The sequence below is a fragment of the Geodermatophilus telluris genome (genome assembly GCF_900102745.1).
GTDB classification, from domain to species: Bacteria; Actinomycetota; Actinomycetes; order Mycobacteriales; family Geodermatophilaceae; genus Geodermatophilus; species Geodermatophilus telluris.
This window is the reverse complement of record NZ_FMZF01000002.1, coordinates 534,512-556,544: the sequence shown is the minus strand read 5'-3', so window position 1 is coordinate 556,544 and position 22,033 is coordinate 534,512. Positions and strand designations below refer to the sequence as shown.

26 protein-coding genes and 1 tRNA gene are annotated in these 22,033 nt (G+C 76.7%); 10 read left to right on the top strand and 17 right to left on the bottom strand.

What is annotated here, in order from left to right:
- Nucleotides 1-29: 29 nt before the first annotated feature.
- The 4 genes from BLQ97_RS07895 to BLQ97_RS07880 are packed head-to-tail and all read right to left on the bottom strand — an operon-like array spanning nucleotide 30 to nucleotide 2,097.
- A complete protein-coding gene (locus tag BLQ97_RS07895) occupies nucleotides 30-338 on the bottom strand; it encodes a biopolymer transporter Tol (RefSeq protein WP_091364924.1) in 309 nt (102 codons plus the stop codon).
- Complete coding sequence (locus tag BLQ97_RS07890) at nucleotides 335-1,201, bottom strand: NAD-dependent protein deacetylase (RefSeq protein ID WP_245691958.1); 867 nt, start codon at nucleotides 1,199-1,201, stop codon at nucleotides 335-337. The genes BLQ97_RS07895 and BLQ97_RS07890 overlap by 4 nt, the downstream gene beginning before the upstream one ends.
- Nucleotides 1,202-1,241: 40 nt before the next feature.
- On the bottom strand, nucleotides 1,242-1,688 hold the full coding sequence (locus tag BLQ97_RS07885; RefSeq protein WP_091365767.1) for an SRPBCC family protein: 447 nt from the start codon (nucleotides 1,686-1,688) through the stop codon (nucleotides 1,242-1,244).
- A 19-nt stretch (nucleotides 1,689-1,707) separates the two neighbouring features.
- Entirely contained in the window at nucleotides 1,708-2,097 is a 390-nt protein-coding gene (locus tag BLQ97_RS07880) for a DUF2695 domain-containing protein (RefSeq protein ID WP_245691957.1), read from the bottom strand.
- Nucleotides 2,098-2,251: 154 nt separating this feature from the next.
- On the opposite strand from BLQ97_RS07880, the gene BLQ97_RS07875 reads away from it, so the two are divergent.
- Nucleotides 2,252-3,148, top strand: coding sequence for an alpha/beta fold hydrolase (locus tag BLQ97_RS07875; RefSeq protein WP_091364921.1), 897 nt, complete (start codon nucleotides 2,252-2,254; stop codon nucleotides 3,146-3,148).
- Here BLQ97_RS07875 and BLQ97_RS07870 read toward each other — a convergent pair.
- Nucleotides 3,037-3,405: a hypothetical protein gene (locus BLQ97_RS07870; RefSeq protein WP_091364919.1), complete on the bottom strand. Its 369-nt coding sequence runs from the start codon at nucleotides 3,403-3,405 to the stop codon at nucleotides 3,037-3,039. The genes BLQ97_RS07875 and BLQ97_RS07870 overlap by 112 nt on opposite strands.
- Before the next feature lie 83 nt (nucleotides 3,406-3,488).
- On the opposite strand from BLQ97_RS07870, the gene BLQ97_RS07865 reads away from it, so the two are divergent.
- Nucleotides 3,489-3,564: transfer RNA gene (locus tag BLQ97_RS07865), tRNA-Arg, on the top strand.
- A gap of 30 nt (nucleotides 3,565-3,594) precedes the next feature.
- Here the strand turns inward: BLQ97_RS07865 and BLQ97_RS07860 are convergent.
- The gene (locus tag BLQ97_RS07860) at nucleotides 3,595-3,948 is read right to left on the bottom strand and encodes a site-specific integrase (protein WP_245691956.1); all 354 of its coding nucleotides are present in this window, start codon (nucleotides 3,946-3,948) and stop codon (nucleotides 3,595-3,597) included.
- A 151-nt stretch (nucleotides 3,949-4,099) separates the two neighbouring features.
- Nucleotides 4,100-4,423, bottom strand: a complete 324-nt coding sequence (locus BLQ97_RS07855; protein WP_091364918.1) for a hypothetical protein — start codon at nucleotides 4,421-4,423, stop codon at nucleotides 4,100-4,102.
- A 304-nt stretch (nucleotides 4,424-4,727) separates the two neighbouring features.
- On the opposite strand from BLQ97_RS07855, the gene BLQ97_RS07850 reads away from it, so the two are divergent.
- Nucleotides 4,728-5,006, top strand: coding sequence for a hypothetical protein (locus BLQ97_RS07850; protein ID WP_091364916.1), 279 nt, complete (start codon nucleotides 4,728-4,730; stop codon nucleotides 5,004-5,006).
- Between the two features lie 331 nt (nucleotides 5,007-5,337).
- On the opposite strand, the gene BLQ97_RS07845 is transcribed toward BLQ97_RS07850, so the two are convergent.
- The 5 genes from BLQ97_RS07845 to BLQ97_RS07825 form a co-directional block, all read right to left on the bottom strand.
- Nucleotides 5,338-6,312: a helix-turn-helix transcriptional regulator gene (locus BLQ97_RS07845; RefSeq protein WP_091364914.1), complete on the bottom strand. Its 975-nt coding sequence runs from the start codon at nucleotides 6,310-6,312 to the stop codon at nucleotides 5,338-5,340.
- 33 nt (nucleotides 6,313-6,345) lie between these two features.
- Nucleotides 6,346-6,552, bottom strand: coding sequence for a hypothetical protein (locus tag BLQ97_RS07840; RefSeq protein WP_091364912.1), 207 nt, complete (start codon nucleotides 6,550-6,552; stop codon nucleotides 6,346-6,348).
- Between the two features lie 113 nt (nucleotides 6,553-6,665).
- Nucleotides 6,666-7,097: an ester cyclase gene (locus BLQ97_RS07835; RefSeq protein WP_091364910.1), complete on the bottom strand. Its 432-nt coding sequence runs from the start codon at nucleotides 7,095-7,097 to the stop codon at nucleotides 6,666-6,668.
- Nucleotides 7,098-7,204: 107 nt separating this feature from the next.
- Nucleotides 7,205-7,975, bottom strand: coding sequence for a type I methionyl aminopeptidase (map, locus tag BLQ97_RS07830; RefSeq protein WP_091364908.1), 771 nt, complete (start codon nucleotides 7,973-7,975; stop codon nucleotides 7,205-7,207).
- Between the two features lie 7 nt (nucleotides 7,976-7,982).
- The gene (locus tag BLQ97_RS07825; protein ID WP_217637093.1) at nucleotides 7,983-8,501 is read right to left on the bottom strand and encodes a MarR family winged helix-turn-helix transcriptional regulator; all 519 of its coding nucleotides are present in this window, start codon (nucleotides 8,499-8,501) and stop codon (nucleotides 7,983-7,985) included.
- A gap of 88 nt (nucleotides 8,502-8,589) precedes the next feature.
- On the opposite strand from BLQ97_RS07825, the gene BLQ97_RS07820 reads away from it, so the two are divergent.
- Complete coding sequence (locus tag BLQ97_RS07820; protein WP_091364907.1) at nucleotides 8,590-9,534, top strand: EamA family transporter; 945 nt, start codon at nucleotides 8,590-8,592, stop codon at nucleotides 9,532-9,534.
- Here the strand turns inward: BLQ97_RS07820 and BLQ97_RS07815 are convergent.
- Complete coding sequence (locus BLQ97_RS07815; RefSeq protein ID WP_091364905.1) at nucleotides 9,480-10,598, bottom strand: NDMA-dependent alcohol dehydrogenase; 1,119 nt, start codon at nucleotides 10,596-10,598, stop codon at nucleotides 9,480-9,482. The two genes, BLQ97_RS07820 and BLQ97_RS07815, sit on opposite strands and share 55 nt — an antisense overlap.
- Before the next feature lie 242 nt (nucleotides 10,599-10,840).
- Between BLQ97_RS07815 and BLQ97_RS07810 the strand changes: the two genes are divergently transcribed.
- From BLQ97_RS07810 to BLQ97_RS07800, 3 genes are read left to right on the top strand one after another with little or no spacing between them, the layout of a single operon-like run.
- Nucleotides 10,841-11,161 (top strand): GNAT family N-acetyltransferase, encoded by a 321-nt coding sequence (locus BLQ97_RS07810; RefSeq protein ID WP_091364903.1) that lies wholly within the window; start codon nucleotides 10,841-10,843, stop codon nucleotides 11,159-11,161.
- A 37-nt stretch (nucleotides 11,162-11,198) separates the two neighbouring features.
- Nucleotides 11,199-12,572, top strand: coding sequence for a cryptochrome/photolyase family protein (locus BLQ97_RS07805; protein WP_091365764.1), 1,374 nt, complete (start codon nucleotides 11,199-11,201; stop codon nucleotides 12,570-12,572).
- Nucleotides 12,565-13,374: an Fpg/Nei family DNA glycosylase gene (locus BLQ97_RS07800; RefSeq protein ID WP_091364901.1), complete on the top strand. Its 810-nt coding sequence runs from the start codon at nucleotides 12,565-12,567 to the stop codon at nucleotides 13,372-13,374. Before BLQ97_RS07805 ends, BLQ97_RS07800 begins: the two co-directional genes overlap by 8 nt.
- A gap of 80 nt (nucleotides 13,375-13,454) precedes the next feature.
- On the opposite strand, the gene BLQ97_RS07795 is transcribed toward BLQ97_RS07800, so the two are convergent.
- Entirely contained in the window at nucleotides 13,455-13,766 is a 312-nt protein-coding gene (locus BLQ97_RS07795; protein ID WP_217637092.1) for a putative quinol monooxygenase, read from the bottom strand.
- A gap of 82 nt (nucleotides 13,767-13,848) precedes the next feature.
- Between BLQ97_RS07795 and BLQ97_RS07790 the strand changes: the two genes are divergently transcribed.
- Nucleotides 13,849-15,237 carry an FAD-dependent oxidoreductase gene (locus BLQ97_RS07790; protein WP_091364898.1) on the top strand — a complete coding sequence of 463 codons (1,389 nt, stop codon included), beginning with the start codon at nucleotides 13,849-13,851 and terminating at the stop codon, nucleotides 15,235-15,237.
- Here BLQ97_RS07790 and BLQ97_RS07785 read toward each other — a convergent pair.
- Entirely contained in the window at nucleotides 15,234-16,313 is a 1,080-nt protein-coding gene (locus BLQ97_RS07785; RefSeq protein ID WP_245691955.1) for an inositol monophosphatase family protein, read from the bottom strand. The two genes, BLQ97_RS07790 and BLQ97_RS07785, sit on opposite strands and share 4 nt — an antisense overlap.
- A 64-nt stretch (nucleotides 16,314-16,377) precedes the next feature.
- On the opposite strand from BLQ97_RS07785, the gene BLQ97_RS07780 reads away from it, so the two are divergent.
- Complete coding sequence (locus tag BLQ97_RS07780; RefSeq protein WP_091364897.1) at nucleotides 16,378-17,334, top strand: glycosyltransferase; 957 nt, start codon at nucleotides 16,378-16,380, stop codon at nucleotides 17,332-17,334.
- Here the strand turns inward: BLQ97_RS07780 and ppc are convergent.
- A complete protein-coding gene (gene ppc, locus BLQ97_RS07775) occupies nucleotides 17,297-20,104 on the bottom strand; it encodes a phosphoenolpyruvate carboxylase (RefSeq protein WP_091364896.1) in 2,808 nt (935 codons plus the stop codon). The genes BLQ97_RS07780 and ppc overlap by 38 nt on opposite strands.
- 56 nt (nucleotides 20,105-20,160) lie before the next feature.
- Between ppc and BLQ97_RS07770 the strand changes: the two genes are divergently transcribed.
- Nucleotides 20,161-21,063, top strand: coding sequence for an SMP-30/gluconolactonase/LRE family protein (locus BLQ97_RS07770; RefSeq protein WP_091364894.1), 903 nt, complete (start codon nucleotides 20,161-20,163; stop codon nucleotides 21,061-21,063).
- Between the two features lie 60 nt (nucleotides 21,064-21,123).
- On the opposite strand, the gene BLQ97_RS07765 is transcribed toward BLQ97_RS07770, so the two are convergent.
- Nucleotides 21,124-21,984, bottom strand: coding sequence for a tetratricopeptide repeat protein (locus BLQ97_RS07765; protein WP_091365762.1), 861 nt, complete (start codon nucleotides 21,982-21,984; stop codon nucleotides 21,124-21,126).
- Nucleotides 21,985-22,033: the final 49 nt, after the last annotated feature.

Sequence of the window (22,033 nt, the reverse complement as noted above, 5' to 3'; positions counted from 1 at the left end):
CGGGTCTTCCTGCCCGTCCCGGGGAGGCGTCAACCGCCGGTCGCGTCGAGCGCGGCCAGCGCCGCCTCCCAGCGGGCGTGACGGGCCTCGTCGTCCTGCTCCCACCACGCCGGCCCGCGCTCGCCGAGGCCGGTCTTGGCCAGCTGCACCCGGTCGCGGGCGGCCCGGACGGCGGCCGGGTCGGCGCCCGTGCGCACCGCCGAGCGGGCCCTGCCCAGGTGCGAGAGCAGCCGGGCGCGGACGTCGTCGGGCAGCGACGGGTCGGCCGCCCGCCACCGCCGCCCGTCGACGACCAGCCAGCGGCCGTCGTCGGTGTGCTCGACCTCCCGGCGGGTCACGCGCCGCAGCGGCGGGCGAGCTCGGGCAGCACCGCGCCCAGCGGGGCGTCCACCTTGACGTCGACCTTGGCGTCGCCGCGGGTGGGGCCCAGGTTCACCACGCCGACCGGGATGCCGAGTTCCGCGGCGCGCAGCACGAAGCGGTAGCCGCTCATGACCGTGAGGGAGGAGCCGAGGACCAGCAGGCTGCCGGAGTCCTCGAGCAGCCGGAAGCAGGCGTCCACCCGGTCGCGCGGCACCGTCTCGCCGAAGAAGACGACGTCGGGCTTGAGCGGGCCGCCGCCGCACGCGGTGCAGTCGACCATCACGAAGCCGTCGAGCACCTCGTCGGGCAGCTCGGCGTCGCCGTCGGGGTTCACCTCGTCCACGCGCGGGCCGAACCCGGGGTTGGCAGCCCGCAGCCGGCGGTGCAGCCCGGCGCGACCGGCGACGTCGCCGCAGGCCAGGCAGACGGTGCGGTCCAGCCCGCCGTGCAGTTCCACGACGTCGCGGGCGCCGGCGGCCTGGTGCAGCCCGTCGACGTTCTGGGTCACCACGCCGCCGAGCAGCCCGGCCCGCTGCAGCCGGGCGACGGCGGAGTGACCGGCGTTGGGCCGGGCGGCGGCCATCTGCGGCCAGCCCACGTAGCTGCGCGCCCAGTAGCGGTGCCGGCCGCGCGGGTCGCGGCGGAAGGTCTGCCAGGTCATCGGCGTGTGCCGGCGCAGCGAGCCGGAGGCGCCCCGGTAGTCGGGGATGCCGGAGTCGGTGGACAGCCCGGCGCCGGACAGGACGAGGACGTCGCCGTCGGCGACCAGGTCGGCCAGCTCGTCGAGACCGGGGACCGCGGTCCGGGGCGGCTCGACGGCGGGGAGGGCGGCGCTCACCGGCCCATGGTCCCCCGCCGCGGCCACCCGCGCCGCGACCTCAGGCGGCGGTGGCCAGCTCCCGCTCCAGCCGGCCGAGCAGGTCGTCGTAGACCCGGCGCAGCCCCCCGGGGGCGAAGGTCCGCTCGAAGAACCCGCCGACGCCGCCGGCGCCGTCCCAGGTGGTGCGCACCCGCACGGTGCTGCGGTCAGCGCCGGTCGGGACGACGGTCCAGGTCGTGACCATCGAGGAGCGGGTGTCGCGCTCGACGAGCGTCCCGTCGGGCTCGCTGACCTCGACCTCCTGCTCGCGGACCCGCTTGGAGGTCGCGGCGAACCGCCAGTGCACGCGGGTGCCCGCGCCCGTGCCGCCGGCCTCCACCCGGTACTCGCTGAACTGCTCGGGCAGCACGCGCGAGCGGGTGCCCAGGTAGTCGGCGAGGCCGGCGCGCACCCGGTCCGCCGGGGCTGCGACGACGCGTTCGGCGGTGGCCACGACCTGTCCCATGGCCTCCATCCTGCCCTCGTCACCAGCGGTCGCGGCGCCAGGGCCGCCCGTTGCCGCAGGGCTGCGACGAGCGCGGGCCGACTCCCGCGCACGGCGGGCGCTCGGCCGGCCAGGTGGGGGCGCCGTCCTCGTCGTCGACCCAGAGGTCCTCGCGCAGCGTCCAGCCGTTGAGGAAGACCTCGCAGTCGCAGTGCCCGCCGCGCGACCCCAGCCGCCGCTCTTGGCCGGTGGCCCGGGGCACCCGGAGGTCGCGCCACCGCCGGGCCCAGCGCAGTGTGCCGTCGCAGCCGAAGCCGGTGAGCATGCGCTCGGCGTAGCAGAGCACGCCCTCGGCCGGCTCCGGCGCGGTGAGCGCCACCCCCACGGCGGCGAGGTGCTGCTCCATCTCCTCGGGTGTGCTGATCTCCACGGGTGCCTCCTCGATCGGTGGGAGGCCAGGCTCGGGCGAGCCGCCGACGCCGTCCGGTCCGCCGTCCACACCGCGGTCCGCCGTCCACAGCCGAGCGCGGGGACGTGACAGGTCTCACCGGGAGCCCGGACCGCCCCCTGGGTAGACCGGATGGGTGACCCCGACGCTCTCCCGCACCCGAGCCGGCTCCGGCGAGCCCCTCCTGCTGCTGCACGGCTGGGGCAGCTCGCGCCGCGACTTCGCCGCCGTCCTCCCCGCGCTGACCGAGCGCTTCGACGTCGTCGACGTCGACCTCCCCGGGGTGGGCCGGTCGCCGGCCCTGGCACAGCGGCCCACCGTCGCCGCGGTCACCGACGCCGTGGAGCGCACGCTGGACGACGAGGGCATCGGCCGGGTGCACGTGCTCGGCAACTCGCTGGGCGCCCGGGTGGCGATCGAGCTGGCACGCCGCGGCCGGGCCCGGTCGGTGGTGGCGATCGCGCCGTCTGGGCTCAACGTGCCGCCGGAGCGGGTCGTGCAGGGGACCGGCATGGCGCTGGCCCGCGTGGTCATGCGCACCGGCGCGCAGCTGGTCGGGCCGCTGTCCCGCTCGGCGCTGGGCCGAGCGGCGCTGCTGGCGCCGCTCAAGGCCCGTCCGTGGTCCACCTCCCCCGAGGAGGCGATCGGCGCCCGCGAGGGGTTCGCCGACGCCCGCGACTGGTGGCGCACGCTGCTGTGGGGGCTGCTGCTCGACGTCCCGCGCGGCCTGGACCGCATCGACTGCCCGGTCACCCTCGTGCAGGGCGTGGCCGACTGGATCTCCTCGGGCCAGACGGTGCGCTACCTGCCGCTGGTCCCCGGGTCCCGGTTCGTGCCGCTGCTGTGGGCCGGGCACGCACCGCAGTCGGACCGGCCGCGGACGATCGTGCGGCTGGTGGAGGAGACGGCCGCCGAGGCCGCTCAGTCCGCGGAGTCCTCGGCGTTCAGGAACGAGCAGCGGAACCGCGCGGCCGACATCGCCTCGGTGAAGCGCGCCTCCCAGGCCGGGTCGTCCGACGCGAAGGCCGTGTAGACCCGGTCCTCCAGCACGACCGGCAGCCCGTCGGGGCCGGGGTACGAGCGGCGCAGCAGCACCCGCGTCCGCCCGTCGACCTCGTCGTGCGCCGGCGCCCACCGGGCCAGGACGGCGCCGGACCGCCGCGGGCGGCGGCGCACGGGCGGCCGGGTGCCCGCGGGCAGCGCGGGGCGCGCCGACCACACGCCCAGCCCGTAGAGCAGCAGGCCGGCCAGGAGCAGGAGGACCAGCAGCTCGGCCAGCAGGACCACCATGGACCGACGGTAGCCAGCCGGAGGCGCCGGGGGCAGTCCCGCTAACCTCGTGCGGCAGTCCCCACCCGGCCGGCGGCCGGTGAGCCCCCGTAGCTCAGGGGATAGAGCATCGGTTTCCTAAACCGTGTGTCGCAGGTTCGAATCCTGCCGGGGGCACCAGCGAAGCCGCTGGTCAGCACACTGATCCGCTCAGCCCGCTGACCGGCGGTCGCTCCCGCCGGAGCCCTCGGTCCGCATCCAGTCCGCACGAGCGGCGTCCATCCGCTCCGCGACGGCGTCCAGCTCGTCGCCGACGAGGTGGCCCCAGCGGTCGAGAGTCATCGCCGCCGATGCGTCCCCGAGCGTCGACTGGACGCCCCTGATGGAGGCGCCGGAGGCGATGGCGAGGGAGGCCGCGGTGTGCCGCAGCTCGAGCGGCACGAGGCCGGCCGGCCCCACGGCGCCGGCCGCGCGGTCGAACCGGTCGCGCCGGGAGTTGCCGACCCGCAGCGGCGCACGTGGGACTGGGGGCCCGAAGATCGAGCTCCCCTCGACCTCGGTCACCGACTCGGCCACCTCGATGCGGCCGCGGAGGAGGTCGACCCGCCGGACGCGGAGGGCGGCCGTCTCTCCCCAGCGGAGCCCGGTCCAGCCGAGGACCGGGACGAAGAACCTGGCGTCTCAGCTCTCTTCGCTCGTGGCACTTGCAGCGGCGCTACTGCTCCGGGCAGTCGGACCGGGCACGTTCGTGACGCCGCTCCGCGTTCGACGTCTCGATGTGCTCCTGCGCGCGCGCGTGTTCGGCCAGCTCATGGAGGTGAGCAGCCCTGTCCGGCCGGTTTCTCGCCACCGCGTCGAGCGTCTTCGCGATCCTCCCCTCGGTTGCGGCGATGTCGCCGGCGGTCGCAGCGAGCGATTCGCCGACCTGCTTTCGCCGCTCGTCCAGCTCCGCGGCGAGGTGGCGCTGCCGCCATGCCTTGCGAGCCACGTCGTCCTTCCCCAGGCCGTCCGCACCAGCGGGCCGGTCCTTCGATGCCATACCGCCAGCGTCCCGCCGTCCAGCCGCCTCTGCACGCTGTTCCGGTGCGTCGCTGAGCGGCGACGGAGATCGACTCGATGCGGCCGAGATCGGCGCCCCTGAACTGACGGATTCCTGGGGACGCTCGCTGCGTACCTCCGGAGGAGGGACCGGGAGCCCAGCTGCCCCAGGGCGAGCTGTCACCGCCTGTCACTCGCCGCAGGACCACGATGGCCGGCGCCGCTTCGCGCGGGGGCGAATCCGCACGTCCCAGCCTTCGCTTGCGGTGCTAGCCGACCGTTCGTCCCCCGCTCACGATCGGGTCATGACGGTGGCGCCGGAGCGATCGCTGCTCGCTCAGCGGCACGCCGCTGCCGTCCAGCAGGCCGCCGAGGCGATCCGGGCGGCCGCCACGACTTTCGCGGCCGTGGCGTTGAGCTATGACGACATGGCTGCCGCCGCGGACGCCGCCGTCGGCATCGCCGACTCGCCCGCGCCGAACGAGGACCGGGCGGCGTGGGCGCGCGCGCGAGCCGACGACCACCGCCGCCTGGCGCTGCAGATGTGGACGCGCGCTGCCGCGCCCGGTTCCGCCAGGCACTGACCGGCAGGTCCCGCCAGGCGAACCGACACCTCCACGATGTGCGGCCCTGTGACCGGTCGATCGGCGCCGCCCCCGGCCGGCCCGTCCGCTGATGGCGGGTGGTCGCGCGCGGTCGGTCGTCTCGAACAGGCGGGGCGCCCCTGAGCGCAGGCGGGGTCCCCGCGCGCGGCGCCCAGGGACCGGGCCGAGGTGGCGGCGCGTCGCGCCGCGGCGGCCCAGTCGGCCCGGCGCTCCGCGGCCCCGCGCGTCGTCGAGGCCCGCGACGGCCGGCAGCGGGTGGAGCAGCTGCGCCGGGGCCTGGAGCCGCCGGCTGCTGGCCGCACAGGGCGGGTCAGGTGCGCAGGGTGTGGCTGGGCAGCACGCCGTAGGCGGCGCGGTAGTGCTCGGTGAACCGGCTGGGGGTGAACCCCCACCGGGCGGCGACGGCGGTCACGGTGACCCCGTCGCCGGAGGTGGCGTCGCGTAGCTGCCGGTGCGCCTGGGCCAGCCGCACCTGGCGCAGGTAGGCGGTCGGCGTGGTGTCCAGGTGCCGGCGGAAGGCCAGCTGCACCGCGCGCGGGGTGACGGAGGCGGCGCGGGCGATGTCGGCGACGCCGATGTCGAGGTCGGGGTGCGAGTCGATGAACTCGGTCGCGCGCCGCAGCGTGCCGGGGTGGGCGTCGAGGCTGTCGGCGGCCGCGGGGTCGGCCACGGCGGTGTTCGGGAAGATCGTCAGGGCGGTGGCCGCGAGCAGCCGCGCGGCCGGCCCGAGCAGCAGCGGCGACGCGGCGGTCTCGGGCTCGGCGAGCAGGTCGTCGACGAACCGGGTGGTCCGGCGCCACCGTCCGTCGCCGCCGTCGACGGGCCGCAGGGACAGCAGCTCCCACGACGAGCCGTCCTCCGCGGGGTCGCGGCCGGCCACCTCGGTGAGCAGGGAGGCCGGCAGGCCGACGGTGTGCAGGTGCAGGGCGTGGGACCGGGCCACCAGGTCCTTCATGTGGGGGTGGTTGCCGATGCCGACGTCTCCGGGCCGGAAGCCGTGGCCGGCCTTGCCGCTGTCGTAGACCATGCTCCCGTCGAGGACGGTGTTGATCATGACGTCGTCCTGGCCCGTGGCCTCGAAGACGAGATCGGACGCCAGCCGGAAGTCGACGAGGGTGAGCGCTCCGGCCTGTACCTGGTCGAGGGTCACCAGCGGGCCGGTGTCAGGGAAGCCGCCCAGCCGCAGCCGCGCCCCGTAGGCGCGGTCGAGGAAGTCGCTGGCCTCCATCCGGTCGGCCGTGGTGTACCGGAAGCGCCGCGCTGGGATGGGGGTCCCCGTGGCCATGACGCGTTCCTCCACTGGCTCGTGCCCCGGCGCTCAGGTGCGCGGGGTGTGGCTCGGCAGGACGCCGTACGTGGCGCGGTGGGTGGCGGCGGACCGGTCGGGCCGCGAGGTGCGAGCCAGCACCTCGTCCAGCCGCCACGAACTCGCCCCGGGGTGCTGCGCGACGAGAACCGGCACCCCGATCTCAGTCCGCAGGCTGCTCAGGACCACCTGGAGCGCCTCCACCCCCTGCGCGACCACAGGGCCATGATGCTCGGCCCGGATGGCCCATCACGACGGATCCGTGCGCGATGTGACCCCCGGCCGCGATCGAGGCCTCGATCTGTTCGAGTCCCCACCCGGGGTCCCGGTGCTCAGGAGGCCGGCACCGCGTCCGCCGGCCGGCCGGCTCCCGCGAGTCCGGCGCGGAGCGCCGCCATGGGGACGTACGCCCGGAGCGCGGTGACGACCCCGTCGCCCACGTCGTAGGCCACCGCGTACGGGATGCGGACGTGGGCTCCGCTCGCCGGCACACCGGCGAAGTCCCCGGTGTGCGTCGCATCGAAGACCGCCTCGACCATCGCGGTCCCCCCACCACAGACCAGGGCCACGAGCTCCGGGCGGGCGTCGAAGACCTGGGTGTGCAGGCCGACGATCAGGTCCCGGACCGCCCGCCGCCCACGGGTCTCCTGTCCGGTCTCCGTGGTCGTCCAGACGACGTCGGAGGCGAGGAACCGCTCGAACTCGGCACCGTGGAGCAGCGCCCCCAGGTACGCCTCCACGACGGTGCGGGTGTCGTCCGTCATCGCCGTCCCCCTCACGCAGTGTGGCCACGTCGGACGGGGGGACCGTAGGGCTCCGAGCGGGACGCGTCTGCGGTCGGAGGACCCGGCCCGCTCCGGCGGCCGGGCGGTCAGCGCGGCGCGGTCAGCACGCGCGGGCCGTCCTCGGTGACGGCGACCGTGTGCTCCACGTGCGCGGCGCGGCTGCCGTCGGCGCTGCGCAGCGTCCACCCGTCGGCGTCGACCCGGTAGTCGTCGGAGCCGCCGGCGAGGAACCACGGCTCGATCGCGATCACCAGCCCGGCGCGCAGCGGCACCCCCCGCCCGGCGCGCCCCTCGTTGGGCACGCTCGGCGGCTCGTGCATCGACCGGCCGACGCCGTGCCCGCCCTGGTCGGTGTTGATCCCGCAACCTCCGGCCCGGCCGACCGCCCCGATCGCGGCGGACACGTCGCCGACCCGGTTGCCGACGACGGCCGCGGCGATGCCCGCCTCCAGCGCCCGCTGCGCGGTGTCGACCAGCCGCAGGTCCTCCGACCGCGGCGCACCCACCGGGAAGGTGGTCGCCGAGTCGCCGACCCAGCCGTCGAGCGTGGCGCCGGCGTCCACGCTGAGCAGGTCGCCGTCCTCGAGCACCTGCGGGGTGGGGATGCCGTGCAGCGCCACGTCGTTGACCGACAGGCACACCACGCCCGGGAACGGCGGGGTGGTCGGCAGCGGGGCGTAGCCGAGGAACGGGGACGTCGCCCCGGCCGCGGCCAGCACGTCGCGGGCCACCTCGTCGAGCTGGGTGAGCCGCACGCCCGGCGCGGCCGCGGCCCGGACGGCGGCCAGCATGTCGGCCACCACCGCCCCGGCCGCGCGCATGGCGTCGAGCTCCCCCGCGGTGCGCAGTTCGATCACGGTCGCCTCAGTCCTCCCGGCTCTCGGTCGCGTGCCGCTCCACCGAGGCGAGCAGGTCGCGCAGGTCGTCGTCCACCCGGCGCAGGCGGGCCGGGGACAGGTCGCTGAGCAGCCGCTGCTGCTCGGCCAGCCCGGCGGTGACCGCCTCGTCGATCAGCGCCCGGCCGCTGTCGGTCAGCCGCACCAGCAGCGCCCGCCGGTCGGCCGGGTCGGGCACGCGGACGAGGTGGCCGGCCCGCTCCAGCCGGTCGAGCCGACTGGTCGTCCCGCCGGTGCTCAGCATGAGCGCCGCGGTCAGCCGGCCCGGCGAGAGGCCCTCGGGCCCGGCCGCGCGGCGCAGGGTCGCGAGAACGTCGAAGTCCGCCCGCGTGATGCCGAAGCGGGCGTAGCAGCGCTCCTGCACGTCCCCGGCCAGCCGCGCCGCGCGGTAGATCCGCCCGAACACCGCCATGGCCTCCGTGTCGAGGTCGGGCCGCTCCCCGGCCCACTGCTCGCGGATCTCGTCGACGCCGTCCCGCCCGATCACGCGCCCCAGCCTGCCACACCGAACGGCGGCGAGATGCACGCTGCCAAGTATCTTGACATCGAGATACTTGGGGGCGAACGATGACGGCATGACCGCCACGCTCCCCGCCCCGGGCGCCGTCGCGCCGGCCCGCCGCCGGCTGGGCCTGCTGACGCTCGCCACCGCCGTCGCGCCCGTGACGTGGGGCACCACCTACGTGGTCACCACCGAGTGGCTGCCGCCGGACCGCCCGCTGCTGGCCGCCACCGTCCGGGCCCTGCCCGCCGGGCTGCTCCTCGTCGCCGTCGGCCGGCGCCTGCCGCACGGTGCCTGGTGGGCGAAGGCGGCCGTGCTCGGTGTCCTGAACATCGGGGCGTTCTTCGCGCTGCTCTTCGTCGCCGCCTACCGGCTGCCCGGCGGGATCGCGGCCGTGCTGGGCGCGGCCCAGCCGCTGCTCGTGGCGGTGCTCGCCGTGCCGCTGCTCGGCGAGCGGCTGCGCGGCCGGACCCTGCTGCTGGGCCTGCTCGGGGTGGCCGGGGTGGCGCTCATCGTCGTCACCGGTCCGGTCGCGCTGGACCCAATCGGGCTGCTCGCCGGGCTGGCCGGCACCGCCTGCATGGGCACCGGCGTCGTCCTCACCAAGCGGTGGGGCCGGCCGGTCCCGGTGCTGGCGTTCACCGGCTGGCAGCTGGCCGCCGGCGGCCTCGCGCTGCTCCCGCTCGCCCTGGCCCTCGAGGGCCTGCCGGCGACGCCGACCGCCGGCCAGGCCGGTGGCCTGCTCTACCTGGCCACGGTCAACACCGCCCTGGCCTACGCGCTCTGGCTGCGCGGCGTCGGGCTGCTGCCCACCGGCCGGGTCACCTTCCTCGGGCTGCTCTCCCCCGTGGTGGCCGCGGCCGCCGGCTGGCTGCTGCTCGGCGAGTCCCTCGTGCCGCTGCAGCTGGCCGGCACGGCCCTGGCGCTGGGCACGGTCGTCCTCGCCCAGCGCCCGGCCGGCCCTCAGTCGAAGCGCACCATGCCCCGGATGTTGTGGCCCGCGCGCATGTCGCGGTAGCCCTGGGCGACCTCGTCGAGCGTGTACGTCCGGGTGACGAGCTCGTCGAGCCGCAGCGTGCCGGCGGCGTACTGGGTCAGCAGGTGCGGGATGTCCCACCGCGGGTTGCAGCCGCCGAACAGCGCGCCCTGGAGCCGCTTCTGGAAGACGGTGAACATGGTGTTGTTGATCGGGATCCCCGACTGCCGCATCCCGCCGGTCCCGGTGAGCACGACCGTGCCGGCCTTGCGCACCGAGGCCACCGCCTCGGCCACGTGGCCGCCGTCCACGACGCCGACGGTCACGATCGTCGCGTCGGCGCCCTGCCCGTCGGTGAGCGACCGGGCGATCGCGCTCGCCTCCTCCATGGTGGCGGCCGTGTGCGTGGCCCCCAGCTTCTCGGCGCACTCCCGCTTGAAGTCCACCGGGTCCACGCCGATGACCGCGCGGGCGCCGATGGCCCGGGCGGCCTGGACGCTGTTGATCCCGACGCCGCCGACCCCCATGACGATGACGACGTCGCCGGCCCGCGCGTCGGACATGTGGGTGACCGACCCCCACCCGGTGGCGACGCCGCAGCTGACCAGCGCGGCCTTGTCCAGCGGCACGTCCGGGTCGATGCGGACCACGGACCGGACGTCGACGACGGTGTGCTCGCTCAGCGCCGAGATCCCGTGGGCCTGCACCACCGGCCGCCCCTCGTAGGTCATCCGGAAGCTGGTCGGGTCGTCGATCCGCCCTCCGCCGAAGAGCCGGCCGCCGAGGTCGCAGAGGTTCTGCCGCCCGGTGGAGCACATCCGGCACTCCCCGCAGACCGCGGTGAAGCTGAGCACCACGTGGTCGCCCTCGGCCCAGCCGGGGGTCTCGGGGCCGACGCCCACGACCACGCCGGCCCCCTCGTGGCCGCCGGCGACGGGCAGCCGGGAGGCGGGGCTGTCGCCCACCGCGACGTGGTCGTCGGTGTGGCAGAGCCCGACCGCGGCCATCCGCACCAGCAGCTCGCCCCGCCGGGGGCCGTCGAGCTCGACCTCGGTGACCTCGTACTCGCCGGGCTGGGCGTGCAGGACTGCGCTCCGGGTCTTCACGTGGGCTCCCTGGCGGCTCGCGGTGAGGTGAACGGAACCGCACCGTATCGACGCCGACCGGTCGCGTCGCCCGCCACGAGGATGGTCCGGAGGGCCCTCCGCAGGTCCCTGGGCGACCACGACCTCCGGGTGACATCCCCGGCGCGTGGGAAACCCCCGGGGCTGCGAGGCGTTACCGTCTCAGGAACACGTCGTACCCGCGGCAACGGCGCCGGGGGACCTGCGGAGGTGGGAACGCAACGATGGAGACCACGGTGGTCGACGTCCCCGAACGGGGGCGCTTCGAGATCCGGGTCGGCGACCGTGTCGTCGGCCTGGCGAGCTACCACGTCGAGAACGGCACCATGGCCCTGCCGCACACCGAGGTCGACCCGGGCATGGGCGGTCGGGGCATCGGCAAGGCCCTCGTGAGCGGGGTCCTCGACGCGGCCCGCGAGCGCGGCCTGACCGTCCTCCCCTACTGCTCCTTCGTGCGCCACTACATCCAGCAGCACCCCGAGACGCTGGACCTGGTCGCCGACGACGACAAGCCGCACTTCGGCCTGGCCACCGCCGACCGCTGACCTGCAGGGCCGCGCCCGCGCACCTACCGTGGCGCTGGTGCCGACCGCCCTCCTCTGGTTCCGCCGCGACCTCCGGCTCAGCGACCACCCGGCGCTGGTGGCCGCCGTCGAGGCCGCCGGCGACGGGGGCGCGGTGCTGCCGGTCTTCGTCGTCGACCCGCGGCTGTGGGAGCCCTCCGGGCCGCCGCGCCGGGAGTTCCTCCGGAACTGCCTGGCCGACCTGCGCGAGCAGACCGGCGGCGCGCTCGTCGTCCGCTCCGGTGACCCCGTGCGCGTGCTGCCCGACCTGGTCCGCGAGACCGGGGCGGGGAGCGTGCACGTCTCGTTCGACGCCGGCGTCTACGGCCGGGAGCGCGACGCCGCCGTCGAGCGGGCGCTCGGCGAGGTGCCGTTCGTGCGCACCGGCTCGCCCTACGGCGTCACCCCGGGCCGGCTGCTCAAGGACGACGGGACGCCGTTCCGGGTCTACTCGCCCTTCGCCCGGGCCTGGCGGGCCCGGGGCGTGCACTCCCCCGCCGAGCGGCCCGCCGGCGTCCGGTGGGCCGACGGGCTGCCCGCCGGCGACCTGCCGCCCGCCCAGGACCTCGGCGACACCGTGCTGCCCGCCGCGGGCGAGCGGGCCGGCCGCGACGTGTGGGCGCAGTTCCGCGACCAGCGACTGCTGGGCTACGCCACCGGCCGCAACACCCCCGGCACCGACGCCACCAGCCGGCTCTCGGCGCACCTGAAGTACGGCACCGTGCACCCGCGCACGCTGCTGGCGGAGGCGCAGGCGCTGGGCGGGGACCACGCCGATGCGGTGGACAAGTTCGTCGGCGAGCTCGTCTGGCGAGACTTCTACGCCGACGTGCTGTGGCACCGCCCTGAGACGGCACGCGAGCCGTTCAACCCGCAGATGCGGGCCATGCGCTACGACACCGGCCTGGCCGCCGACGAGCACTTCGCCGCCTGGGCCGAGGGCCGCACCGGCTACCCGATCGTGGACGCCGGCATGCGGCAGCTGCACGGCGAGGCCTACGTGCACAACCGGGTGCGGATGGTCGTGGCCTCGTTCCTGTGCAAGGACCTGCACATCGACTGGCGGCGCGGCGCCCGCTACTTCCTCGACCACCTCGTCGACGGCGACCTGGCCAGCAACCACCACGGCTGGCAGTGGGTGGCCGGCACCGGCACCGACCCCTCGCCGTACTACCGGGTGTTCAACCCGACCCGGCAGGGCCAGCAGTTCGACCCCGACGGCGTCTACGTGCGGCGCTGGGTGCCCGAGCTGCGCGACGTCCCCGACCGGTACGTGCACGAGCCCTGGCTGCTGCCCGGCGGCCCGCCGGGGGGCTATCCCGCGCCGGTCGTCGACCACGCCGAGGAGCGCCAGGTGGCACTGGCCCGCTACCAGGAGGTGCGGGGTGCCTGAGGGCCACACCCTGTACCGGCTGGCGCAGGAGCAGACCGGGCTGTTCGCCGGCCGGCCGGTGCACGTGACCAGCCCGCAGGGCCGCTTCGCCGCGGGTGCCGCGCTGCTCGACGGCCGGGTGCTCGAGGAGGTGACCAGCTACGGCAAGCACCTGTTCGCCGACTTCGGCGGCCACGTGCTGCACGTGCACCTGGGCCTCTACGGCACGTACACGACCGGCGTGGGCGACCCGCCGACCCCGCGCGGCGCCCTGCGCATGCGGTGGGTCGCCGACGGGCCGAAGGGCGAGGGCGTGTGGACCGACCTGCGCGGGGCCACCGCCTGCGACGTGCTGACCCAGCCCGAGGTCGACGCGATCCTCGACCGGCTCGGCCCCGACCCGCTGCGCACCCGCCGCGGCGGCCCGCTGGCCCACGCGCGGGTGAGCCGCAGCCGGACGGCGGTCGGCGCGCTGCTGATGGACCAGTCGGTGCTGGCCGGCGTGGGCAACGTCTACCGCGCCGAGATCCTCTTCCGGCACCGGATCTCGCCGTTCCGGCCCGGCCGCGAGGTGGGTGCGGCCGAGTGGCAGGCGCTGTGGGACGACCTGGTGGTGCTCATGCGCGCCGGCGTCCGGATGGGCCGGATCGTCACCACGCACCCGGCCGACCGGTCCCGCCGCTCCGGCGCGGTGCGCCGCGAGGACGCGCACTACGTCTACCGGCGCACCGGCCTGCCCTGCCGGATCTGCGGCACCGAGGTGCGCACCGAGGAGATGGTCGGCCGCAACCTGCACTGGTGCCCCGTCTGCCAGGCGGTCTGACGACTGCCGAGATCACGGGATCTCGCACGCCGGGGCGGCCCGTGACGTGCGAGATCCCGTGATCTCGACGGGGAGCGGCGCTAGAGCGCGCCCTTGCCCGGGTCGCCGGCGGGCAGCGCGTCGAGCACGGTGACCGTCGGGGCCCCGGTGAGCTTGCCCTCCAGCCGGCCCGACAGCGCGGCCAGCGCCTCGGCCTTGCCGTGGGTGGCCAGCGCCTCGGGGCTCTCCCACTTCTCCACCATCACCAGCGCGCCGTCGCGGCCCTGGTGCAGCGAGTAGCGCTCGCAGCCGGGCTCCTCGTGCACCCGCGGCACCGTGTCGAGCACCGCCTGCCGGACCTCCTCGGCGTGCTCGGGTTGCGGGCTGATGGTGGCGATGACGACGACGGACACGGGCGGTCCCCTCTGCTGCGGTGGTCGGGAGTGCGGGTGGTGCGCTGGCGCACCCCTACCCCGCCGGGCCAGGATCCCAGTCGTGCCCGACGACAGCGCTCCCGCACCGGACGGCGGCCGGCCACTGCGGATCGCCGTCGTCGGCGCCGGCCCGGCCGGCATCTACACCGCCGAGGCGCTCACCCGCCGCTCCCCGGTGCCGGTGACCGTCGACCTGCTCGACCGGCTGCCCACCCCCTTCGGCCTCGTCCGGCACGGCATCGCCCCCGACCACCTCAAGATGCGGGCCATCCGGGAGACGTTGCACCGGGCCCTCGACGACCCCGGCGTGCGCTTCGTGGGCAACGTCGAGGTGGGCACCGACATCACCCTCGAGGAGCTGCGGGCGCACGTCGACGCCGTCGTCTACACCTACGGCGCGGCGCTGGACCGGCCGCTGTCGATCGACGGCGAGGACCTGCCCGGCAGCCTGGCGGCCACCGACCTCGTCGCCTGGTACTGCGGCCACCCCGACGCCGACCGGGCCCGCGTCGAGGCCGCGCTGGCCGGGGTGCGGCGGGCGGTCGTCGTCGGCGTCGGCAACGTGGCCCTCGACGTCGCCCGGGTGCTGGCCCGCACCCCGGAGGAGCTCGAGCCCACCGACATGCCCCAGCACGTCCTCGACGCGCTCGCCGGGAAGCGGGTCGAGGAGGTGACCGTGCTCGGCCGGCGCGGCCCGGCGCAGGCGTCGTTCACCACCAAGGAGCTCGACGAGCTCGGCGAGCTGGCCGAGGCCACCGTGCTGGTCGACCCGGCCGACCTGCCCGGGGAGGACGAGCCGCCGCCCCCCGACCGGCTGGTGGCCCGCAACGTCGACGTGCTGCGCGGCTACGCGACGCACCGCGCCGAGCCCGGCCGCGCCCGTGTGCAGCTGCGCTTCTTCCGGCGCCCGGTGCGACTGCTCGGCGAGGAGCGGGTCACCGGCCTGGAGGTGGAGCGGACGACGGTCGACGCCGAGGGCCGCGCCGTCGGCACCGGCGAGTACGAGGTGCTGCCCACCGACCTCGTCGTCCGTTCGGTCGGCTACCGCGGGCAGGGCCTGCCCGGGCTGCCGGTCGACCAGCGCAGCGGCACGGTGCCCAACGAGGACGGTCGGGTGCTGCGCAACGGCGTCCCGTCGACCGGGGAGTACGTGGCCGGGTGGATCAAGCGCGGGCCCACCGGCGTCGTCGGCACGAACAAGCACGACGCCCGGGAGACCGTGGCGTCGCTGCTCGCCGACGCCGAGGCCGGTGTCATCGCCCCGCACGGCGACCGCGACGACCTGGTGCAGACGCTGCGCGCCCGCGGCGCCGAGCCGGTGCTGCTGGACGACTGGCGGGCCATCGACGACGCCGAGGTGGCCCTGGGCGCCACCCGCGGCCGGGCGCGCACCACGCTGCACGAGCGCGAGTCGCTGCTGGCCGCGGTCCGGGCGGCCGCCGGCCGCTAGCGCGGGACCGCGGCGATCAGCTCGCGGGCACCGTCGGCGGTGGCCGCCGCGGCGAACCGGATGAGCACCTCGGTGTCGGGCACCAGCCGCAGCGGCGCGCCGTCGTCGGTGAGCGCCACCCCGCCGGCGCCGGCCAGCACGGCCAGGCCGCCGGCGACGTCGTGCACGTGGGTGCCACCGCGGTCGAGGTTGTGCCAGGCGCCGGCCGACCCGTCGGCGACCAGGCAGACGTCGACGGCGGTGCAGCCGGTGACCCGCACCCGCCGGGCCGTCGACGGCACGAGCACCCCGCGCCCGGTCGGCGCGGTCGGGGCGACCAGCGTGGTCCCCGGCCGCACGCGGGCCGGGACGCCGTCGCGCCAGGCGCCGGCACCCGCGGTCCCCGCCCACCGCCGTCCCGACGACAGGTCGACCACCAGCCCGGCCACCGGGCGGCCGTGCTGCACCAGCGCCGCCGAGAACGCCCACGGCGGCAGGCCGGCACGGAAGTTGCCGGTGCCGTCGAGCGGGTCGAGCACCACCCACGGCTCGGCGTCGGGCACGTCGCGGTCGACGCGCTCCTCCGACAGCACCGGGACGCCGAGGGGGGCCAGGCACTCGGCGGCGGCGGCGTGCGCGGCCTCGTCGGCGGCCAACGACCAGCTCCCGTCGGCCTTGACCCGGTCGCGGCCGCTGTCGCGGGCCAGCGCGACGGCCACCTCCACCCGGGTCGCGGCCAGCGCGGCGAGGTGGGCGAAGCGCTCGGCCAGGGGCGCGCCGGCCGGCGGCGGCGCCACCGCGACGACGCGGCCGGTGCCGGCGTCGCGCACCTGCGAGCAGCCCCAGGCGGAGGCGACGGCGAGCAGCCCGTCGCGGCCGGTGACGTGCGTGGAGCGGTGCAGCACGACCGCCTCGGTGGTGCCCTCGTCGGTCCAGCGGCGCCGCAGGTGGGCCGCGGCGCCGTCGCCGACGAGCAGCCGCGCGCCGGGGTCGAGCAGTTCGGGCGCCAGCGCCGCCGGGCTCACACCGAGCAGCTCGACGGCGGCCTGCAGGTCCTCCCCGGACGCGGCGACCCGCATCGCACCCGTCTCGCCCACGGTCCCCCGCCTCCCCGCCGTCCTCCCCCGCAAGGTAGGCCACCGGACGGGGTAGGGCGCCGCGGTGCCCGAACCCCGCGCCGGCCTCGACGACGTCGACGTCGTCCTCCTCGTCCACCGCGAGCCGCCCGCCCTGCTCGCCCGCCACCACGCCGCGCTCGCGGCGGTGACCGGCCCGGGCTGGCGCGGCCGGGTGCTGCTGGTGGAGAACGCCGCCGCGCCGGCCACCTCGGCCGCCGCCCGCGCCGAGCTGGCCACCCGCTACCCCGACGCGGAGAAGCAGGTGCTGAGCGCGCCGCGCAACCTCGGCTTCGCCCGCGCCATGGACCTGGCGCTGTCCGCGTGCACCGGCCGCTACGCCCTCCTGGTCAACTCCGACGGCGAGCCCGAGCCCCGGGTGCTGCACCGGCTGGCCGAGGTCCTCGACGCCGAGCCGCGGGCGGTGTGGGCGGCCCCCGCCGTGCACGGCCCCGGGGAGGACGACGACCCGCCCGGCCCGCCGTTCGAGGCCGCGGAGCTCGGCGGCACCGCGCTGCTCGTGCGGCGGGCGGAGTTCCTGGCCGCCGGCGGCTTCGACCCGCTCTACTTCTTCTACAACGAGGACCGTGACGCCTCCCGCCGGCTGCGGGCCGCCGGGCACCTGCTGCTGCGCGTGCCCGACGTCCGCTTCCGGCACGGCAAGGAGGGCCGCACCGCGCGCGGGGTGTTCCTGCGCGAGTGGCACTACGCGCGCACGGTGCAGGTGCTGCGGGTCCAGCACGCCGACCGGCCACTGCGGGCGATGCCGTCCCTCCTCGCCGGCCGGGTGCGCGCGGTCGCCGCACACCTGCGCGACGGCGACCTGCCCGGCGCGGCCGGCATCGCCCTGGCCGCCCTGGAGCTGCCGCGCGGGCTGCTCGCCGCGGCCGCCCGCCGGCGCCGCCCGTGGGACGGCGCCCGCCTGGCCACCTGGCTGGACCGCAACCGCCTGCCGGTGACGCAGCTCAGCCCGAGTTCCGCAGCGCCGTCGCGATCCCGTTGATGGTCAGCTGGATGTTGCGGCGCACCAGCTCGTCGTCGTCGCCGGTCCGGCGGCGCCGCAGCATCTCCACCTGCAGGTGGTGCAGCGGCTCCAGGTAGGGGAACCGGTTGCGGATCGAGCGGGCCAGCGCGGGGTTGTCGGCCAGCAGGTGCTCGTCGCCGGTGACCGCCAGCAGCACCCGGCAGGTGCGCTCGTGCTCCTCGCGGATCCGGTCGAACACCCGCGCCCGCAGCTCCGGGTCGGGCACCAGCCCGGCGTAGCGGGCGGCCAGGCCCAGGTCGGTCTTGGCCAGCACCATGCCCATGTTCGACAGCACCGTGCGCAGGAACGGCCAGCGACCGTGCAGCTCCCGCAGCCGCGCCAGGCGGGCCGGGTCGTCGCCGATCCACGACTCCAGCGCCGTGCCGGTGCCGTACCAGCCGGGCAGCATGATCCGCGACTGCGACCAGCTGAACACCCAGGGGATGGCGCGCAGGTCGGCGATCCGGTCACCGGCCTTGCGCGACGGCGGCCGGCTGCCGATGTTGAGCTCGGCCAGCTCGCGGATCGGCGTCGCGGCGCGGAACCACTCCACGAAGCCGGGGGTCTCGTGCACCAGCTCCCGGTAGGCGGCCTGCGCCCGGCCGGCGAGGTCGTCGAGCAGCGCGTAGGCCTCCTCCGCATCGTCGCCGAGGCCCTCGACGTCGAGCAGCGTGGCCTCCAGCGTGGCGGCGACCAGCGCCTCGAGGTTGCGGCGGGCCAGGCCGGGCTCGCCGTACTTGGCGGCGATCACCTCGCCCTGCTCGGTGACCCGCAGCGAGCCCGCGACCGCGCCGGGCGGCTGGGCGCGGATCGCCTCGTAGCTGGGCCCGCCGCCGCGGCCGACGGTGCCGCCGCGACCGTGGAACAGCCGCAGCCGCACGCCCTCCCGCCGCGCCACCTCGACCAGCGCGAGCTCGGCCCGGTACAGCGCCCAGTTGGCGGCCAGGTAGCCGCCGTCCTTGTTGCTGTCGGAGTAGCCGAGCATGACCTCCTGGACGTCGCCGCGGTCGGCCACCAGCGCGCGGCACACCGGCTGCGCCAGCACGGCGGTCATCGTGGCCCCGGCCGCCTGCAGGTCGGCGATCGTCTCGAACAGCGGCGAGATGCCCACCGGGCAGGCCGGCCCGTCCGCGCCGTCGGGGTCGAGCAGGCCGACCTCCTTGAGCAGGACGGCGACCTCCAGCACGTCGCTCACCGACCCGCACATGCTGATCACGTAGTTCGGCACCGCCCGCGGGCCGAGCAGCGCCACCTGCCCGGCGGCGGCCGCCAGCACGTCGAGCTCCCCGCGGGCCAGCTCGGAGAGCTCCGCGCCCGGCCGGACCAGCGGCCGGCGCACCCGCAGCTCCCCGGCCAGCAGCTCCACGCGGGCCGCCTCGTCGAGGGCGGCGTAGTCGGCGCAGACGCCGGCCCAGGCCAGCAGCTCCCCGACGACCTCCTCGTGGACGGCGGAGTTCTGCCGCAGGTCGAGCCCGGCGAGGTGGAAGCCGAAGACGTCGACGGCGTCGCGCAGGCGGGCCAGCCGGTCGTCGGCCAGCGCGTCGGCACCGTGGCTGCGCAGTGAGGCGTCGACGACGGCGAGGTCGGCGAGCAGCTCGCCGGGGCCGTCGTAGGGCTCGAGCTCGGCGTGCGGCGGGGTGCCCGGCACGTGCCCGACGACCCGCCGGGCGGTGGCCGCCAGCCGCGCGTGCACCCCGAGCAGCGCCCGGCGGTAGGGCTCGTCGCCGCGGAACGGGGAGTCGTCGCGGGAGGCGTCGGCCAGCGCGCGCAGCGGCGGGGTCGGGGTGACCAGCCGGTCGGACATGGACAGCTCGCGGTAGAGCTCGGTCAGCTCGGCGAGGTGGTGGCCCAGCGCGGTCTCCGCCTGCCGGCTGCTCGCCCGGCGGACGGCCTCGGCGGTGACGAACGGGTTGCCGTCGCGGTCGCCCCCGATCCACGAGCCTGGCTGCAGCACCGGCCCGGTGGGCAGGCCGCCGGCCGGCCACCGCTCGCGCAGGGACCGGCGGAACTCGGCGTTGATCTCCGGCACCACCCGGAACAGGGACAGGTCGTAGTAGCGCAGCGCCTCGTCGATCTCGTCGACCAGCCGCAGCCGCGACAGCCGCAGCAGCGCCGTCTGCCAGAGCGTGAGCACCGACCGGTGCAGCGCGGCGTCCCACGCGGCCTCGTCGACCTCGCCCGGCGCCGACCGGTCGCGCTCGCGGATCAGGTCGCTGACCTGCTGCTGCACCTGCGAGACGGTCCGGCGCCGCACCTCGGTCGGGTGCGCGGTGACCACCGGGACGACCAGCGCCCCGGCCAGCTCGCGGGCCACGTCGTCGGGGTCGAGGCCGGCCCGGTCGAGCAGCGCGAAGCTGGCCGCCAGGCTGCCCGGCTGGGGTGGCGACCCGGCGCGGCGGTGGTGCCGGCGGCGGCGCTCGTGGTGCAGGTCCTCGGCGAGGTTGGCCAGCAGCGAGAAGTGGCTGAACGCGCGGATGACGTGGTTGGTGGCCCGCACGTCGAGGTCGCCCAGCCGCGCGGCCAGCCCGGCGCGGTCGGCCTCCGACCGGCGGACGGCGAAGGCCTGCAGGCGGGTGGCCTCGACCAGCTCCAGCACGTCGGGCCCGCTCTGCTCGGCGATGACCTCCCCGAGCACCCGGCCCAGCAGGCGGATGTCCTCGCGCAGCGGGGCGTCGTCGGCACGGCCGTCCCCCTCGGGGTCGCGGCCGGGCAGGCGCAGGTCGGCGACGTCGACGGTGGCTTCGGACACGGCGGCAGTATCGACCGCCCGTGTGACGTGCGGGTGACACGGGCACAGCCCTCCGGGTGCTGACCCTGCGCGCCGCGCCCGCCGCCCCCGACCCCGCCGACCACGGGGAGGGCCCCACCTGGGACGCCGGGCGCGCCGAGCTGTTGTGGGTCGACATCGGCGCCGGCCTGGTCCGGCGGGCCGCCCTCGACGGCGACCGGCTCACCGAGACCGCGGCCGTGCGCGCCGGTGACACCGTGGGCGTCGTCGTCCCGGCCGCGGCCGGCGGCTGGCTGGCCGGCGCGGGCGGCGGGTTCACCCACCTCGCCGCGGACGGCACCGCCCGTGTGCTGGTGGACCTGCCCGGCGAGGGCGGCAGCGAGGCCGACGGCGGCACCCGGATGAACGACGGCGCCTGCGACCGGGCGGGCCGCTTCCTCGCCGGCACCATGGCCTTCGACCAGCGCCCCGGTGCCGGCACGCTCTACCGCCTCGACACCGACGGCACGGTGACCACGGTGCTCGACGGGCTCACCGTCTCCAACGGCATCGGCTGGTCGCCCGACGAGCGCACCGTCTACCTCGCCGACTCCGGCCCGGGGCTGGTGCACGCCTTCGCCTACGACCCCGGCAGCGGCGCGTTCACCGACGGCCGGGTGCTGCTGGAGACCGGCGGCCCCGACGGCGTCGCCGACGGGCTCACCGTCGACGACGAGGGCTGCCTCTGGACGGCGATGTGGGGCGGCGGGCAGGTGCGCCGCTGGTCACCGGAGGGTGAGCTGCTCGCCGTCGTCGAGGTGCCGGTGGCGCACACGTCGAGCTGCGCCTTCGCCGGCGACCTGCTCGTCGTCAGCACCGCGCGCGGGGGCGGGGAGGACGAGCCCGACGCCGGGCGGCTGTTCACCGTGCGGCCGGGCGTCTCCGGCCCGCCGGCCAACCCCTACCGCGGCCCGCTGACCGGCGTCCGCCCGGCGACCTGACCCGGCCCCGCCGCAGGGGCCCGCCGCGAGCCTGCGAGTGGTGAGGGGCGGCGGGGTCCTTCAGCTCTCCTGGAGCAGCCGCAGCGCGGCGGCGGCGAGCTGGTCGCCGGCCTCCGCGCCCCGCTCGAACTCCTCCGCGGCGCCGGTGAGGTCGCCGCGGTCGGCGAGCAGCACGCCCAGGTTGTGGTGGCAGTAGACGTCGCCGGCCTGGATGCCGGCCCGGTAGGCCTCCTCGGCGGCCTCGTCGTCGCCGAGCTGCTCGCGGTAGAGGTTGCCCAGCGGCAGCCAGGCCACCTGCTCGCCGAGCTTGGCGCCGCGCTCGAGCACCGCGCGGGCCTCCTCCTCCCGGCCGGTCTGCAGCAGCAGCGCGGCGAGGTCGGCGCGGGCGGCCGGGAAGTGCGCGGCACCGGCCCGCAGCCGCGGCTCCAGCGCCGGGTCGAGGGTGGCGCACCACCGCCAGCAGGCCGCCACGGCGTCGGCCTCCTCGTCCCCGGCGGCGGCGAGCTGCTCGGCGACCTCCAGCGCCTCCTCCCGCTCCCCCTGCTCGCGCAGCAGGAACGCCAGCTGCAGCCCGCCCTCGGTGTCGCCGACCTCGGCGGCGCCCCGGTAGGCGGCCATGGCGCCGGCCAGGTCACCGAGCTGCTCGAGCACCAGCCCGAGGTTGCGCCACGCGTCGGGCTCGCCGCCGGCCAGCGCGACCTCGTAGGCGTGGGCGGCCTCGGCCCAGCGCTGCTGCGCGGCCAGGCTGTTGCCCAGGTCGTAGTAGCCGGTGGCGTCGCCGAGCGCGGCGGCCCGGCGGAAGCACCACTCGGCGTCGGTCTGCCGGCCGACGTCGGCGAGGTCGCAGCCGAGGTCGATGAGCTCGTCGGCGTCCTCGGAGGCCTGCAGCCGCCAGAGGCGCGCGTCCAGGTCCTCCGTCATGGCGCCGATGATGTCGGCCCTGACCTGCACGCACGCCCTCCGTCGGGGT